General features: G+C 66.9%; 12 protein-coding genes. 4 read left to right on the top strand and 8 right to left on the bottom strand.

The window, feature by feature from the left end; all coding sequences use genetic code 11:
• Positions 1-5: 5 nt before the first annotated feature.
• Both GJV26_RS10495 and GJV26_RS10490 read right to left on the bottom strand, forming a co-directional pair.
• A complete protein-coding gene (locus GJV26_RS10495) occupies positions 6-935 on the bottom strand; it encodes a hypothetical protein (protein ID WP_155708771.1) in 930 nt (309 codons plus the stop codon).
• Entirely contained in the window at positions 932-1,456 is a 525-nt protein-coding gene (locus GJV26_RS10490) for a CcdC protein domain-containing protein (RefSeq protein WP_155708770.1), read from the bottom strand. Before GJV26_RS10490 ends, GJV26_RS10495 begins: the two co-directional genes overlap by 4 nt.
• Before the next feature lie 92 nt (positions 1,457-1,548).
• On the opposite strand from GJV26_RS10490, the gene GJV26_RS29785 reads away from it, so the two are divergent.
• Positions 1,549-1,719 carry a hypothetical protein gene (locus GJV26_RS29785; protein WP_173346178.1) on the top strand — a complete coding sequence of 57 codons (171 nt, stop codon included), beginning with the start codon at positions 1,549-1,551 and terminating at the stop codon, positions 1,717-1,719.
• 126 nt (positions 1,720-1,845) lie between these two features.
• Here the strand turns inward: GJV26_RS29785 and GJV26_RS10485 are convergent, their stop codons facing one another.
• Together GJV26_RS10485 and GJV26_RS10480 are read right to left on the bottom strand one after the other, a co-directional pair.
• Positions 1,846-6,285, bottom strand: a complete 4,440-nt coding sequence (locus GJV26_RS10485; RefSeq protein ID WP_155708769.1) for a translocation/assembly module TamB domain-containing protein — start codon at positions 6,283-6,285, stop codon at positions 1,846-1,848.
• Positions 6,285-8,066: an autotransporter assembly complex protein TamA gene (locus GJV26_RS10480; protein WP_155708768.1), complete on the bottom strand. Its 1,782-nt coding sequence runs from the start codon at positions 8,064-8,066 to the stop codon at positions 6,285-6,287. The genes GJV26_RS10485 and GJV26_RS10480 overlap by 1 nt, the downstream gene beginning before the upstream one ends.
• A gap of 133 nt (positions 8,067-8,199) precedes the next feature.
• Here GJV26_RS10480 and queC point away from each other — a divergent pair, with 133 nt between their 5' ends.
• Positions 8,200-8,910: a 7-cyano-7-deazaguanine synthase QueC gene (gene queC / locus GJV26_RS10475; protein WP_155708767.1), complete on the top strand. Its 711-nt coding sequence runs from the start codon at positions 8,200-8,202 to the stop codon at positions 8,908-8,910.
• A gap of 50 nt (positions 8,911-8,960) precedes the next feature.
• Here the strand turns inward: queC and GJV26_RS10470 are convergent, their stop codons facing one another.
• Positions 8,961-9,347, bottom strand: a complete 387-nt coding sequence (locus GJV26_RS10470) for a hypothetical protein (RefSeq protein WP_155708766.1) — start codon at positions 9,345-9,347, stop codon at positions 8,961-8,963.
• A gap of 209 nt (positions 9,348-9,556) precedes the next feature.
• Positions 9,557-10,648: a porin gene (locus GJV26_RS10465; protein WP_155708765.1), complete on the bottom strand. Its 1,092-nt coding sequence runs from the start codon at positions 10,646-10,648 to the stop codon at positions 9,557-9,559.
• Positions 10,649-10,775: 127 nt separating this feature from the next.
• On the opposite strand from GJV26_RS10465, the gene GJV26_RS10460 reads away from it, so the two are divergent.
• Both GJV26_RS10460 and GJV26_RS10455 read left to right on the top strand, forming a co-directional pair.
• Positions 10,776-11,345 (top strand): hypothetical protein, encoded by a 570-nt coding sequence (locus GJV26_RS10460; protein ID WP_229419256.1) that lies wholly within the window; start codon positions 10,776-10,778, stop codon positions 11,343-11,345.
• A 105-nt stretch (positions 11,346-11,450) separates the two neighbouring features.
• Positions 11,451-12,860: a sensor histidine kinase gene (locus GJV26_RS10455; protein ID WP_155708764.1), complete on the top strand. Its 1,410-nt coding sequence runs from the start codon at positions 11,451-11,453 to the stop codon at positions 12,858-12,860.
• A 6-nt stretch (positions 12,861-12,866) separates the two neighbouring features.
• Here GJV26_RS10455 and GJV26_RS10450 read toward each other — a convergent pair whose 3' ends face one another.
• Positions 12,867-14,366, bottom strand: a complete 1,500-nt coding sequence (locus GJV26_RS10450) for a response regulator (RefSeq protein ID WP_155708763.1) — start codon at positions 14,364-14,366, stop codon at positions 12,867-12,869.
• A gap of 118 nt (positions 14,367-14,484) precedes the next feature.
• Positions 14,485-15,234: a DNA-formamidopyrimidine glycosylase family protein gene (locus GJV26_RS10445; protein ID WP_155708762.1), complete on the bottom strand. Its 750-nt coding sequence runs from the start codon at positions 15,232-15,234 to the stop codon at positions 14,485-14,487.
• Positions 15,235-15,380: the final 146 nt, after the last annotated feature.

The following is a 15,380-nucleotide window of genomic DNA, read 5'->3' as shown; positions in this document are numbered from 1 at the left end:
CGGTGTCAGGCCGCTTGCGGCTGCGCGGAGACGTGCAGCGCGCCCAGCAGGCTGTTCGCCTTCGCCAGCAGTTCGAGTGCGCGCACGTGGTGCAGGTCGCCCGGGCGCCGCCGCCCGTCGCGGTAGCGCACGCACAGCCCGAGTGCTTCCTGCTGGCCCTTGGCGGCGTTGCCGGCCACGGTAATGCCGGCCCTGCGCAGCGTGTCGGCCACCAGGTTGAACAGGTCGGGCGGCATCGCCGGCCCGTTCAGCACATCCGCGCTGGAAGCGAAACCGCCGGCCAGTGCCAGCTCGCCCATGTAGGCCGCATCGGCTTCGATGCGCACCGAGCCGCCCGGAACCAGCATGATCAGCGGCGCATACGGCGCAAGGGCGGGCAGCACATGGTTCGGATAGACCGTGGCATGCCACGCGCTTTGCGCCAGCAGCGCGAAATGGCGATGGTCGCGCACCGGTGTCATGCGGGCTTGCCGGAACGGCGCGATGTCCACTGTCGTACCGCCGGGCGCGATGCTGTCGGCCGCCACGTCGACATACAGCGTGCCGAACAGGAAAGCATTGTGGAAGTGCGTGCCGTGCAGCGCGCCCCACACCTGGCGCAGGCTGCCGCCAAGCGCATGGAAGGCGCTCAGCGCCGCGTAGCCTTCCGCGGCCCGGCCGGGCAGCGTGCCGGCATTGAGCCCGCCCAGCATTTCATGGAGCGCCTGCGCGATCTCCATGCTCTGGCCCAGTGGATAACGCCGCCCCAGCTTGACGGGCGCGCGGGCGGACAGCACCGGGTCGAGCCGGGCGCGCAGTTCGACAAGCAGGGACCGCAGCGCCGGCAGCGCCGGCAGCAGGTACCGCTCGGTCAGGGTTTGCTGGAGCTCGTCGGCGATGCGTGGCTCGTTGGGTAACAAGGCGCGGGGCAAAAGGGGAGGGGGCAGCAGGTTCATTGGAGCTCCGGCAGTGGCGGCTGCGCGCGGCGCCAGCGCAGCATGCCTATCGAGAAAGTGGCGAGATAGCCGGCGAGGAGGCCGAACGCGGCGCAGGACAGTGGATGCGCCACCAGCATCTCGCGCGTGATCGGTTGCGGAAAATCGGACTGGCGGTTCATGTACAGCTCGACGCCGATCTGCAGCACGCGCGCGGCGAACAGCATGCAGACCAGGATGCCGAAGCGGGCATACGGTGTGAAGTAGTAACGGCGGCCGACGGTCTCGAAACGCGTTTTCTTCAGCGCGAAGAACGCCAGCCAGCCGCCGGCCACCGTGCCGCCGACGAGCGCCGCCAGCGCCGGCCCGCCGGTCAGCAGCGAAGCGGCCGCCGCCAGCAGCATCACCGGGAACAGTACCGCACCGGTCCAGTGTTTCCACATCAGCGATTCCTGCCTGACAAAGAACTGTCGCAGGCGCAGGTAGACCCGCCAGATCAGCAGCGGAATCAGGATCAGCAGGGCCAGGGTTGTCAGTTGCATGGATCGATATGGTCGGGAAAACGGAAATTGTAACGCTGCGGCGCGATTACGGGGAGCGTGGTACCGTGATGCCGTTCACCACAGGAGGAAACATGGAGCATTATCGCGCGACGGAACCGGTCCATCCGTACCGGGCACACCGGGCGCCGGACCTGCCGGTGCCTGTCGACGAACCCGCCCCGGACCCGCAGCCGCACCATCCGCACCATCCGGATGCGCCGGTGGAGCAGGATGATCCGGTGCCGGATCACAAGCCGGAGTAGGTTTCGCCGCAAGCCGCAGACGGCGTTGGCGAAAACCGGTGCCGGACACTATTTTCTGGATGAATCTTCCACAAAATAGTGTCCGACGCCAGGCGGCGCAAGCGTTCCGGCGACTGCCGGCAACCGTCAATCAAACGCCCACGTATACAGCACATCCAGCGCGTTGTTCGTGCCGGTCTGGAACTGCAGCGTGATCCGCTGGTTCAGCTTGTAGCGCAGCTTGACTAGCGAGGTGGCGCTGCCGGCGCCCTGCTCGAAGCCGAGGTAGGCGCGCGACGACAGCTTCTTGCCGACCGTGACGACGGTGTTTTCCAGGCCGGTGGCGGTGCCGCTGCCCTGCGAGACGCCGAGCTCGTCCAGCCCGATCTTGTTGGCGAAGCTGCCGCCGCCCTTGCCGCCGAACAGCGCGCCGGCGGCGGTGCCGAGCAGGCCCATCTCGTTGCCCTGCATGTCGTCCATGCCGTGTCCCAGCACGAGCCACGACAGCTTCTCGCTGTCCGGCACGGTTGGCGTGGACACCAGCCGCGCGGTCGGCGACAGCGCCGTGCCGCGCACTTCGACGCCGGCTTCCACGTTGGTATCGGACAGTTCGGTGCCTTCCGGCCGCTTGCGCACCGCGAGGATGTTCAGGCCCGGGTTGTCGTAGGCGCCCGTGAAGTTGATCACGCCGCGTTCGATCGCCAGCTTCTGGCCATAGGCCGCGTAGGTGCCGCTGGCCACGCGGATGCTGCCGTTGATGCGCGGCGGCCGCCGGTCCGCGATGCGCACGTGCACGCCGCCGGCCAGGTAGGCATCCAGGCCCTTGCCCTTCAGGCGGAAGTCGTTGCCCAGGTCCGCTTCCAGGTCCACGTTCAGCGGCATCGCCTGCGCGGTTTCCTTGATCGAGGGCTTGGTACGGCCGAGGATCACCACGTCGTCGCTGATGGTCGGCGAGTTCTCGTCCGGCAGCTCGATGTCGGCGCGGTCGGCGCGGAACTTGCCGTTCAGCTGGAAGCGCTTCGCATCGCGCACGATGTCGCTGGAGCCGGACAGCACCAGCGTGCGGTCCGGGCGCGACAGCGCTTCGAGCTTGTCCGCCGTGAGCTTCAGGTTCATCGTCATTTCCTTGCCCGCCAGCTTTACCCAGCCTTCGGCATCGGCGCGGCCGGTACGGCCTTCCAGGTGCAGCTTCTGCAGCGTGAGCTGGTCGCCGGCCACGCGCGCCTGCAACTGGCCGTTACGCAGGCGCACGCCCTGGTCGGCCCAGTTGATCACCAGGCCATTGCCCGATACGTCGCCGTTCAGCGCCGGATTGGCGACGGTGCCGCTGCCGGCGATCGCCGCTTTCAGGGCACCGTCGAGTTCCAGGCCCTCCATGCCGACGAGCGGCGACAGCCATGCGATCGACGGCACGTCCACGCTGCCGGTCACGGCCAGCGGGCTGTCGCCGGGGATACGGCCATCGCGCAGCTGCGCGGTGGCATCGAGCGCGATGCGGCCGGCGCGCGTGCCGGTCATGCCTGCCTGCACCTTCAGCGTGCTGCCGGAAACGTTGACGCCGGCCTGCAGCTGCGACAGGCCCAGCGCCAGCGGCTTGGCGCCGCCCGTCACCGTGATGTCGCCTTTTTCACGGAACACGCGCACCGAGCCGTCCAGCGCCGGTGCCGAATTTGCAGAACCGGCGGCAGTGGCCGGCATCGTCATGTCGATGCCCCAGTTCGCGCCCAGCGTCAGGTCGCTGACGACGCGGCCGCGCCACGCGTCGGACAACTGCGCGAGATACGTGGCCGGCACGCCGGCGGCCGCGCCGCGGCTGCGCCAGCGCGGGCCGTTCTTTTCCAGGCTTTCCACGCGCAGGCTGCCTTCCGGCAGGCCGATGACCGCATTCGACAGCGCGATCCGGTCCGGATTCGCCAGGCCCGCCACGCCGCTGCCTTTCGGCGCCGCGATCACCAGCGGTGCCGGCGCCTGCAGGGTCAGTGCGAAGCGGCCGCGGTTCTGCAGCGTGTCGATGCTGCCGGTCCACGTGTCGTTGGCCCAGCCGCCCCTGATGCGCAGTGCCGCGTCGAAGTCCGAATTCGCCGCGGACAGCGCGATCGTGTGGGCGCTGCCCGAGCCGCTGCTCTGCAGCCGCGCGCGATCCACCGAGAGCGTGGGCGAGCTGTAGCCGGTCACGTTCACGTCCGCCACCAGCGCGTCGACGTTGCCGAGCGTGCCGGTGGCCTTGATCGAGCGCACCTGGTGCTGCGTCATGAAGCGCAGGGAGTTGCCTTCGATGCCGAACGACAGCGTGGGTTTCTGCATCGTGCCGCCCAGCGTGCCGGTACCGCGCAGCACGCCGCCGAAGCCCGCGCCCAGGCTGGACAGCTGGGGCGCATCGAGTTTCCAGTTCAGCCGGTCCGCCGGTGCGCCGAACGCGCCCTGCGCCCGCAGGCTGTTCGGGCCCAGGCGCAGGTCGACATCGGCCTTGTCGACGTGGCGGTGGTCGGCGGCCACTTTCGCGTGGCCGGACAATGGCGCATCGACCAGCGTCGAGGGCGCCAGGTCGAGGTCGACGTTGGCGCGCCAGTCGGCCGCCAGCCGCGCATTGCCGGAGAACGTGGCGTTCAGGTTGCCGGCCGGGGCCGAGGCCGCGAACGCGGCCGGGTTCACCCGCCGCAGGCTGCCGGACATCGTCACTTCCGGCTGCTTGTCCTTGCCGGCCAGCGCGAACTGGCCGGCGGCGCGGATCGAACTGTCCAGCGCGCGCACCTTCGCACCCGCGAGGCCGAGGCCGCGCGCATCGATGTCGAAGCTGGTGCGCGGCGCGGCATAGCCGCCGGTGGCCACGCCGCTGCCGCTGACCGAACCTGCCAGGTCCGCCTGCAGCGCCGCCAGGTCCTTCGCGTCGAGCTTCCAGTTCAGCTTTTCGGCCGGCAGGCCGAAGGCCCCGCGTGCCTCGACCGTGTTGCGGCCCATCGCCACGCTGGCGGCGATGTTCGTCAGGTGCTGCGCGTCGGCATCGAGCTTGCCGCTGCCGCTGAGAGGTTGCCCCATCAACTTGCTGGGCCGGATCGTGAAGTCGACGGCGGCCTGCAATTCGGGTACCAGCTTGCCGGCCACGTTGGCCACGGCATTCAGGTCCGCCCTGGGGAAGTCGCCGAGGGCCGCCGGATCGAAGCGGTCCACCGTGGCCGCCGCCTTGAACGCGCGGTCGTCCGCCAGGCTGGCGCGGCCCGTCACGCCGATGGTGCCGCGGCCAGCCTGCAGGCGGGCGCGCTCGATCGTCACCAGCGTGTCTTCGAGCTTCGCGTGCGCGTCCAGCCGCAGGTTTTTCTCGGCAAGGTTGACGTCGAAGGTCTGGATCTTGCCGGTGCTCCGTGCCGACACGTCGCCGGCGATCGCCGTGGTGTTCGCGGCGCCGTGGATGGCGCGCAGGTCGATGCGGTCCGTGTGCAGCCGGATATCGGCCGTTTCGATGCCGCCGTCCGGGCCGGTGCGCTCGATGCGGCCGTTGCCGGTGAAGCGGCCGGCATTGCCCAGGTCGATCAGCAGGTTGTCCAGCGTGGCCGTCGTGAGGTTGCCGCCCAGGCGTGCCGTGACGGCCTTCAACGGCAGCAGTTGCCGGTCGATCGGGCCCGGCGTGGCCGTGTTGGTCAGTTCGAGCAGGCCGCTCACCTGCTGCTGCGTGCCGATGTCGGCCTTCACGCGCAGGTCCAGGCTGGCCTTCGGCCATGCCGACTGGAAGCGCGACGGATCGACGCCATGCGCGCGGATGTCCGCCGTGCGCAGCGGGATTTTCTCGAACGGCGTCAACGTCACCACGCCGTCGCCGTTGGCGTTCGGGGACGTGCCCTTGATCGCCAGCGTCATCAGCGACAGGTTGCCGGTGGCGGCGGCCGTCAGTTGCGCCGAAGGCTGGCCCGGCGCGATGCGCACCTCGGTCAGCGCGGCCTTCGCCTGCAGCGCGAACGGTTTTTGCGCGCCGATGGTGCCGTCCGCCGCCACGCGGCCGATCGGCGTCACGGCGCTGGCGCCCGTCAGCTGCCATTGCGTCTTGTCGCCATACAGCTTCGCGCGGATGTCGGTGATGTTGTTGCGGGTGCCGGTCAGGCCCACCATCGTCAGCTTCAGCAACTGTGCGTCGTCCACCGAGATACGGAACGGCGGCGCCAGCGATGCCGGCACTGTCAGCGGTTCGTCGTCTTCGCCGGTGGTCTGCATCAGCACGGACGCCACGCGCAGCTGGCTGATCTCGATGCCGGACGAGAAGAACTGCAGCGGCGACCAGTCGATGTCGATATTGTCGGCCGTGATCGTGCTGGTCTTGCCCTTGTAGACCACGCGGCCGATGTGCATGTGGTTGTACAGCGAGCCGGTCACGCCGGTGATCGTGATGGCGCCGCCGCTGGCGCTGGCCACGCGCTGGGCGATCTGCTGCAGCGTGGTTTCGCGGCCCAGCAGCCAGATCGCGCCGCCGAGGACGACCACGGTGATGCCGGTGCCGATCAGCGTGCGGCGCAGCCAGCGGCGTTCCTTGCGGGGCAGGGGCGTGGTATCGCCGCCGGTTTCGGCCGGGTTCTGCGGGGTGTTGGTATCGTCGGCCATCAGAACGTGAATCCAAGTGAGAAGTGCAGGCGCGCCTTGCGCACCGCGTGGCCATAGGCCACGTCGACATTGATCGGGCCCACCGGGCTCTTGTAGCGCGCGCCGATGCCGTAGCCCGATTTCGGGTGGATGTCGGACAGCGAATCGGCGGCATTGCCGGCATCGTAGAACACGGCCGCGCCCCAGGTGGGGCGGAACCAGTACTGGTATTCGGCGCTGGCGGTGGCCAGGTAGCGGCCGCCAACGGTGGCATCGCCTTCCTGCACGCCCAGCTCCTGGTAGGCATAGCCGCGCACCGAATTGTCGCCGCCGGCGCGGAACAGGTAGGTGGTGGGCACGCCATCCTTGCTGCCCGAGCGCAGCGCGCCGATTTCGCCGCGGAAGATCAGCATGTTCTTCGCGTCCAGCGGGCGGTAGGTGATGCCGCGTGCCGTGACGCGAATGAATTTCTCGTCCGTCAGGATCGGCAGCAGCGCGCCGCCGGCGGTGGCGTTGAGCACATAGCCGCTGGTCGGGAAGATCAGGTTGTCCAGCTTGCGCCACGTGACGGCATAGGTGATCGGCACGCTCATCGCATGTTTCGATTCGGCGCCGGCCACCGACGTGCTTTCGTTCAGGTACTCGGCCGAGATGCTGCGCTCCAGCAGCGGCGTGCCCCAGGCGCGCTTGCCGTATACCGATGCGGTGCGGGTGATCTCGCCTTCGATGTCGTTGCGCTCGAGCGCGCCGCCGAAGCTGTCGTTGTAGCCATCGGCCGTGGTGGGGAAGTAGAAGTCGCCGTTGGCCTTCTGCTTCTTCTGCTCCACCGTCAATGCGCTTTTCAGGCGCAGGTTCCAGATCGCCAGGTCGTCGTAGCTGACCGACGTGCGCCCGCCCGTATTGGTGGAAAAGCCCACGCCGACGCTGACGTTCTTGCGCTTGTTTTCCACCACGTGCACCAGCAGCGGCACCGGCGGCAGGGTGGCCGGCGCCGGCGCGCCTGCGCTTTTCTCTGCCTGCGCTTCCTGCCGTTCGCCGATCAGCGTGTTCAGGTCCGCCGTCACTTCCACGTACGAGAAATAGCCAGTGTCCTGCAGCTTCGCCTGGAATGCCTGCAGCGCCGCTTCGCTGTACAGGTCGCCCGGGTTGATCTTGTTGAGGTTGCGGATGACCTCCTCGGGGTAGCGCTTCAGTCCGTCGATCCTGATTTCGCCGAAGCGCATCTCCGGGCCGCTGTCGAGCGCCACGCGCAGCAGCGCGCGTCTGGTATCGGGATCGACGGTGGCCACGCTTTCCGTCATCTGCGCGCGCGGGTAGCGGGTCTGCACCACGGCGCGCAGGATCGCGCGCTTGGCGGTTTCCCAGTCGCCCTGGCGGAATACCTGGCCCTCGGCCAGCGGCCAGCTGGCCTTCAGCGCCTCCTTGTCGAACGGCGATTCCGGGTTGGACGCGAAGCCGTTCAGCACGATCTCGACCGAACCGACCAGCACCGGCTCGCCGGGCGTCACGTCGACGACGACCTGCGGCGTGGTGCCGCTTTCATCGAGCCGCACGTTGACGGTGGGGGAGTAGAAGCCTTCGGTCGCCAGCAGCGTGTTGGCCTGTGCCGGCGCCGTGCGCACCATGCGGCGCAGCTGTTCCAGGTCGGTGCGCGGGTTGCCGCGGTACTTGACGAGATCCAGGTTGGCTTCCAGCAGCTCGTCGAGGTCGCCTGGCGCATTGATCCGGACGTTGTACTGCAGCCCCTCCGCGGCATAGAGAGCCAGCGGCGCCGCAAGCACCGCCGCGCAGGCCAGCCGCATTACATTTGTGACGAGTTGTGCCAAAATTCGTGATCCCGGTGATGGATGGTTGAGTGTTATCGGCCTGGATGTTACCGGATCGGTAAAAAAGATGGCGTACCAATAAGAGTTTTAGTATTTTCTGAAGGATTCGATGATGACACGCGATGCCGCCCTGGTGCTGTTCTCCGGCGGGCAGGATTCCACCACATGCCTGGCCTGGGCACTGGACCGTTACGAACGGGTTGAAACGATCGGTTTCGATTATGGCCAGCGCCATGCGATCGAGCTGACGATGCGCCCGCATCTGCTGCAGAAGCTGCGCGCGCTGCGCCCGGACTGGGATGCCAGGCTGGGCGAGGACCACATGATCGACCTCGGCCTCATTTCCCAGCTGTCGCAGACGGCGATGACCGAGGATATCGAGATCACGATGCAGGCCAACGGCTTGCCGAACACGTTCGTCCCCGGCCGCAACCTGATGTTCATGACGGTGGCGGCCACGCTGGCCTACCGCCGCGGCCTGAACGTGCTGGTGGGCGGCATGTGCGAGACGGATTTCTCCGGTTATCCCGACTGCCGCGACGATACGATGAAGGCCCTGCAGGTGGCGCTGAACCTGGGCATGGATACCCGCAACAAGCTGGAAACGCCGCTGATGTGGCTGGACAAGGCGCAAACGTGGGAACTGGCCGAGGATCTCGGCGGCCAGCCGCTGGTGGACCTGATCCGCGCCGACACGCATACCTGCTACAAGGGCGAGCGCGGGGCGCTGCACGACTGGGGCTATGGCTGCGGCGAATGCCCGGCCTGCGCGCTGCGGGCCAGGGGCTACAAGAACTACGTTGCCGGGAAGGCCGCGTAAAACGACAGGGGCCGCGATCGCGGCCCCTGTTTTTCATTGCGCGGCGGATTTCAGACCGCGGCTTCCTTCGGTGCCGGCACGCTCTTCCTGCCGCGGCGGTTGAAATACCACACCAGTCCGATGACGATCGCCAGCGGCAGCAGCAGCGGCGACAGCGCGGCGGCGATCGCGATGCCCAGCGCGGCGAGGCCGACCACCACCAGCATGCCCAGGCCGGCGAACAGCAGGCCGGCCAGCATGGCCGCGCACACCAGCACCACGGCACCGACCAGCACCCCGCCGCCGGCCAGCAGCACGCCCAGCAGCCAGCCGAACGGCCCGCCGAATTCGTCGCCGTCGACGTTCACGTGGAAGTCATGGCCCCACGGATGGTCGAAGGTATTGCAGGCCGCGATGAACAGCAGCACGACGATGGTAACGGCGAGAAGTTTTTTCATGATGGCTCCGGGTGAGTGGCTGTGGCGATGATTGGACTTTACGCGGCCATGCATGGGGAAGCGGGGGGAAGCGACGAACGGCTGGTTTTGCGGGGTGAACTGAAGGGAATCGGTGCCAGGTGCGCTGGCGAACACCGGTGTCCGACACCTTTTCCGGGCAAATCGTCCGGAAAAAGTGTCCGACACCAAGGCCTCGGGCTGCCGGGGTTCTAAAAACTGTGCCGCATGCCGAGCGACGTGGCCGAGATGCGCGCGCCGGTCAGCGACGCCGCCAGCATGCCCACGCCGTTGATCGGGAAGTCATACGCTGCATTGCCGTCGTTGCGCAGCCGCGTGTGATAGGCATACACGGTGGTGCGCGGCGAGAACCCGTACTCGTAGCCGGCGGTCGCATGCAGGGCGCCGGTGTCCGCGCCGCCGCGCACGAAGCCGACGGTACCGCCGCCGTGGCCGTCGCCGGCCTTGCCGATGCTGGCGCGCAGGCCATGGCGCCCGGCCTGATGGCTCAGCGACAGGTACAGCGCATTGCGGGCCAGTTGGCCGGCCGGCAGTTCGTATTCGAGGCGCTCGGCGACCAGGGCCACCCGCGTGGTTCCGAAGGTATAGCCGGCCGCCGCCTTCGTGCCGGTATCGGCAGTGCCGGGGCCGTGGTATTCGTGGTGGCGCTCGTGGGCCAGCGCCAGGTACAGCGGCCCGGCGTCGTGGATCAGCGCCAGCGACAGCAGCGAGGGCCGCGCGCCACTGGCCGGGCGCTCTTCGGCAAGCCCGTGCGTGGCGCGCAACGTCCAGCCATGCCAGCGGGGCGACCACCAGTGCACGCTGTTGGCCTGGCGGCGGTCGAACGAGGCCACGTCGGCGACGTTGTCGGTGGACGATGCGGCGCCGTTGGCCAGGATGCTCATGTAGCCGGCCGTGGTCGGGTAGAACGGATCGAGGCTCGATGTGGCGCCGTTGTAGGCCGTTACCCAGTGGCCGGCGAACACGGTGCCGAACGGACCTTCCAGCCCGATGCGCGTGTCGCGCCGGGCGATCTCGCCGGCCCCGGTGTCGGGCGCCAGCGTGCCTTCGACCTGGAACAGCGCCTTCAGGCCGCCGCCCAGGTCTTCGCTGCCGCGAAAGCCCAGCACCGAGCGGTTGTTGACCATGCGCTCCACGTGCGCGCCGGGCGCGCGGGCCGCTTCCACGGAAACGTTCAGGCGGCCGTAGACCTGCACCTGCTGGGCGTGGACCAGCGATGCGGCGGCGCAGCCGGCAATGACGGCAAGGCGCGCCAGGCAATGGCAAAGAGTAGTAGTTTTCATGGATGCCATTGTCCGGTGCCGGCGGGCCGCCCGGCATCCCCCATACGTGGCGCCCCGGAGGCTCCCATTTTTCCTGCCGGAGCTGCTATACTACTGGATATTTATACAGTAATCACCGAGAGGACCCATGCAAGATCTGATCGAGCCGCAGGACCAGAACGGACAGCAACAAGGCGGCCATGAAACGGGTGGCCATGACGACGACGCCCATGAACCGGCGCATGAAGCCGAAGATGCGCTGATCCAGGAAGCCCGCGTATGGCAGGGCCAGGGCTGGACCGCCCGCGTCATCAAGAACGATGACGATGAAGGCTGGGCCGTGGCGATGATCAAGGATGGCGAACCGGAACCGGCGCTGGTGGGGCCATGGACGATGGGCCGCGACAAGAAAAACCCGAAGCCGCTCGATGTCTCCGCGTTCCACACGCTGGTCAAGACCGCCAACGAGGTGCTCCGCCGCCACGAGCAGCAGCTGCACGCGCGGCTGCACAAATCGGTGCGCGTCACCACCGAGGAGGGCGCCGCGGTCACCGTCAAGCTGGTCATCACGCCGGACGAGGATGAGCCGTATGCCACGCTGACGGCCGTCGACGAGTATGGCGACGAACTGGCCTCGGTGCGCACGCGGCCGGACTTCCGGCTGTCCATCACCAGCGCCACCGACTGGATCGAAGGCGGCTACCGGAAACCGTCTTAAGGGAAGCCCCGGCTGTTGCTTTTTGGGCGGCGCGCTGGCCCCGGGGTGGCCCCTGGCTGGCGTGGCTGGTATATTTCCCTATTGCATTATTTTTCCGGGAAATTCATGGAAGACCGCCTTCGCCGCCTTGAAACCGTCCAGGCCATGCTGCTGGAAATCGGGCAGCTGTCCACCCGCTGTACCGATATCGTCCAGTTCCTGCGTGCCGTGCACGGCGCGCTGGGACGCCTCATGTATGCGGCCAATTTCTACGTGGCGCTGAACGACCGCGACGGCGAGCCCAACGCGGTGCGCTTCGTCTATTACGTCGACGAAGCCGATGCGCCGCCCGATCCCGAAGAAGTCACCCACCTGGCCTCGCCGGACGAGTCGCCCACCGCATGGGTGATCCTGAACCGCCGCTGCCTGGCGATGACGGCGGCCGAGCACATCTCGCGCCGGCAGGTGGCCGCGTATGGCAGGGGCACCGTCGCCGAACACTGGATCGGCTGCCCGCTGATGGACCAGAACCACCAGCCGATCGGCGCGATCGTCATTCAAAGCTATGACAGGGAACATACCTACAGCGAGGAAGACCAGGCGCTGTTCGCGCTGATCGCAAACCAGGTGTCGTCCGCGCTGCAGGGACTGCAAAGCATGGACCGGCTCGAACGCGCCGTGCAGGAACGCACGCTGCGGCTGGACCAGGCCAGGGCTTCGCTGGAACAGCGGAACGAGGCGCTGAACCATGCGCTGACGCAGTTGCAGGATGCCCAGTCGGAACTGGTGCGGCAGGAAAAGCTGGCGTCGCTGGGCCGGCTCGTGGCCGGCGTGGCCCACGAGATCAACACGCCGCTGGGCATCTGCGTGACGGCCACGTCGCACCTGGTGCAGGAACTCAAACTGACGCGCGAAGACCTGGCCGAAGGCCGGCTCGACGAAGAGACGCTGAACACGTTCTTCGATACCGTCGACCAGTCGCTGCGGATCATGACCACCAACACGCAGCGCGCCGCGGCGCTGGTGCGCAGCTTCAAGCAGGTGGCGGTGGACCAGTCGTCGGAAAACATCCGCCACTTCAACCTGGCGAAATACGTGGCCGAGGTGCTGCTGTCGCTGCAGCCCAAGCTGAAAGGCAAGGCGGTCAAGGTCGAGGTGGACTGCCCGGCGGACATCGACCTGGACAGCTTCCCCGGCGCGGTGTCGCAGATCGTCACGAACATGATCGAGAATTCGCTGGTGCACGGCTTCGGCGAAGACCAGCCGGGCGCCATCCGGATCGCCGGGCGGCTCGACGGCGATCACGTGACGTTCGACTACAGCGACGACGGCATCGGCATGGACCAGCACACGCTGGGCCAGATGTTCGACCCGTTCTTCACCACGAAGCGGGGCAGCGGCGGCTCGGGGCTGGGGGCGCACATCCTGTACAACCTCGTCACCGGCCCGCTGGGCGGCACGATCCGGGCGACCAGCGCGCCCGGCATGGGCCTGCACTACAAGCTGCGGTTCCCGCGCGACCAGCGCAAGCGCTGATCCCGGTCAGTCCGGCAGCCGCGCGGTGATCGCCAGCGCCTCGTCCACGTTCTCGATCAGCAGTTCGACGAAACGCGGATCGAGGTGGTGGCCGGCGACTTCGCGCAGGTGGGCGATCACGCGGTCGACCGGCCAGGCATCCTTGTAGACGCGCTTGTGCATCAGTGCGTCGAACACGTCCGCCACGGCGACGATGCGGGCATACACGTGAATCTCCTCGCCCTTCAGTCCCTGCGGATAACCGGTGCCGTCGTATTTCTCATGGTGCTGGTGGGCGATCACGGCGGCGGCCTTCAGGATCGGGCGCTGCGAGCCGTCGAGGATCGACGCGCCCACGGCCGGGTGCTGCTTCATGATTTCCCATTCATCCGCATCGAGCTTGCCGGGTTTGAGCAGCACGGCATCGGGCGTGGCGATCTTGCCGATGTCGTGCATCGGCGCGGCATGCTTGAGCACCGCGGTTTCGTCGTCCGGCATGCCGGAGGCTTTCGCCAGCAGGTGGCACACCTCGGACATGCGGCGCACGTGGTTGCCCGCTTCGTGGGAGCGCGATTCGACCACGTCGCCGAGGCGCATGATCAGTTCGGCCTGGGTATCGGTGATCTCCTGGCTCAGCAAGATGTTGTCGAAGGCGATCGCCACGTCGCTGCAGAAGATTTCCAGCAGCTTGGTATCGATCTCGGAAATCTCGTCGACGCCTTTCAGCACCAGCAGCGAAGCCTTGCCGCTGTGGTTCGGGAAATAGCCGACATAGACGTCGCCCTCCAGCCGCGAAATGCGGTTGCGTTCGGCCGCCTGCAGCTGGGCGATCAGTTCCGGCGTCAGCAGCGTTTCCTCGCCGATCTGTGCCAGTACCTCGAAATCGCCTTCGCCGGCGATCGCGGTGGCGCCGCGCAGCCGCAGCAGCATGCTGTGCTCGAGCCGCAACAGCGCCACGACCTGCTGCAGCAGGCCGCTGGCAAAGTCCTTCAGGTTGCGCTGCTTGAAGATGTGGGTCGATGCCGCGATCACCCTCTCCAGCCCCTCGCGGTAGTGGACCTGCTGCTGGCGCGCGTCCTCGACCTTCATGATGTCGCGGTAGGCGCGCAGCGCCGCGAACGTGGTGGTGAACAGCTTGGTGCGGTCGAGCTCCGTCTTTTCCTTGTAGTCGTTGATGTCGTAGTCGACGATCACGCGTTCCTCGGGCGCCTGGCCCGGCTGGCCGGTGCGCAGCACGATGCGGGTGAACTGGTTGTCCAGGTCTTGCCGCATCCAGCGCGCCACTTCCAGGCCGCTGTCTTCGCGCTCCATCACCACGTCCAGGAACACCAGCGCGATGTCGCTCTCGCGTGTCAGCACGGCCTTGGCCTCCTGGCCGCTGTAGGCATGCAGGAACGTCAGCCCGCGGCCATCGAGGCGGAAGCGGGCCAGCGTCAGTTTCGTGATGTCGTGGATGTCGGGCTCGTCGTCGACCAGCAGGATTTTCCAGGGCGGCAGTTTGGGCGATGCGGTAGACAGAAAGGACATGGCACGGGGTTTCAGGAAGGGGAAAACAATAAAATACTGCCCGGATTACGGGCATGATGACCGATTGTATGCGTCGCCTTCCTTATTAACAACAGGAAATAGTGATTGCGCTACGGCTTTACAACACCTCGCCGTAGCGTTTCTGGCAACGTTCGCACCAGAAGGTGCGGCGCTTGGTCTTGCCCAGGTGCGCCTTGTGAAAGGCAACGTTGCAACGCGGGCATATCCGTTTCGTGTGGGCGAGCCAGTGCTGCTTCAGCACGTAGGCCTTCTTCCACTCGAGGAATTCGAAACTGTATTGCCGGGCCTGCTTTACGAGTTCGCGCAGCCTGGCGGCCGGCAGCGCGCCCACTGTCGACAGCGGGTGGATCTTCAGGCGGAACAGCACTTCGTTCTTGATGATGTTGCCCACCCCGGAAAAGATCGTCTGGTCGAGCAGCGCATCGCAGACGAGCGTTTCCGGCATGGCCCGCAGTTTCTTCAGCGCGGCGGCCGGCTTCCACGCATCGGCCATTACGTCGGCATGCCATTCATAGGCCTTGTCGAGGTCGCCTTCGATCAACTGCACCGCGCACGTGTAGAAATTGAGCTCGCCGCCTTCCTCGAACGCCAGCGACAGCCGTTCGGGACTGTTTTCCTTGCGTTCGTCGATCCGGTAGCTGCCGAACATCAGGAAGTGGATGCGCAGGGTGAACAGCGGCAGTTCGATCAGGAAGTGCTTGCCCCAGGTGCGCAGCGACAGGACCGGCTGGCCGGGCAGATCGTCGAACGGCACCGCCTTGCTGTTGCCGTGCGCCGCCGCGATCGTGCGGCCTTCGTACGGCTGCACCAGTTCTTTCAGGATGACGAGGGAAGGGCCTTCGGGCATGTGGTGGACTCCATGTGGCTGAGGAGCAGAGTGTGCGCCAGCCATGGTAGAAGGGCCGTTAGGAAACGCACAGAAAACTGCGCATGAGCCGGATTCGACACCATCTGGGAGGATCACGGAAAACCGGTGTCGGACACCAGGCGCAT

Origin of the sequence: Pseudoduganella dura (assembly GCF_009727155.1) — a bacterium.
Taxonomy (GTDB): Bacteria; Pseudomonadota; Gammaproteobacteria; order Burkholderiales; family Burkholderiaceae_D; genus Rugamonas; species Rugamonas dura.
Note: the sequence above shows the minus strand (reverse complement) of the source record. Positions and strands in the feature narration are given on the sequence as shown.

Coding starts and splice junctions, on each gene's coding strand:
- GJV26_RS10480 (WP_155708768.1), bottom strand. CDS start 8,066: ATGCGGCTGGCCTGCGCGGCGGTGCTTGCGGCGCCGCTGGCTCTCTAT.
- GJV26_RS29785 (WP_173346178.1), top strand. CDS start 1,549: ATGGAGCATTATCGCGCGACGGAACCGGTCCATCCGTACCGGGCACAC.
- GJV26_RS10485 (WP_155708769.1), bottom strand. CDS start 6,285: ATGGCCGACGATACCAACACCCCGCAGAACCCGGCCGAAACCGGCGGC.
- queC (WP_155708767.1), top strand. CDS start 8,200: ATGATGACACGCGATGCCGCCCTGGTGCTGTTCTCCGGCGGGCAGGAT.
- GJV26_RS10460 (WP_229419256.1), top strand. CDS start 10,776: ATGCAAGATCTGATCGAGCCGCAGGACCAGAACGGACAGCAACAAGGC.
- GJV26_RS10470 (WP_155708766.1), bottom strand. CDS start 9,347: ATGAAAAAACTTCTCGCCGTTACCATCGTCGTGCTGCTGTTCATCGCG.
- GJV26_RS10450 (WP_155708763.1), bottom strand. CDS start 14,366: ATGTCCTTTCTGTCTACCGCATCGCCCAAACTGCCGCCCTGGAAAATC.
- GJV26_RS10465 (WP_155708765.1), bottom strand. CDS start 10,648: ATGAAAACTACTACTCTTTGCCATTGCCTGGCGCGCCTTGCCGTCATT.
- GJV26_RS10495 (WP_155708771.1), bottom strand. CDS start 935: ATGAACCTGCTGCCCCCTCCCCTTTTGCCCCGCGCCTTGTTACCCAAC.
- GJV26_RS10445 (WP_155708762.1), bottom strand. CDS start 15,234: ATGCCCGAAGGCCCTTCCCTCGTCATCCTGAAAGAACTGGTGCAGCCG.
- GJV26_RS10455 (WP_155708764.1), top strand. CDS start 11,451: ATGGAAGACCGCCTTCGCCGCCTTGAAACCGTCCAGGCCATGCTGCTG.
- GJV26_RS10490 (WP_155708770.1), bottom strand. CDS start 1,456: ATGCAACTGACAACCCTGGCCCTGCTGATCCTGATTCCGCTGCTGATC.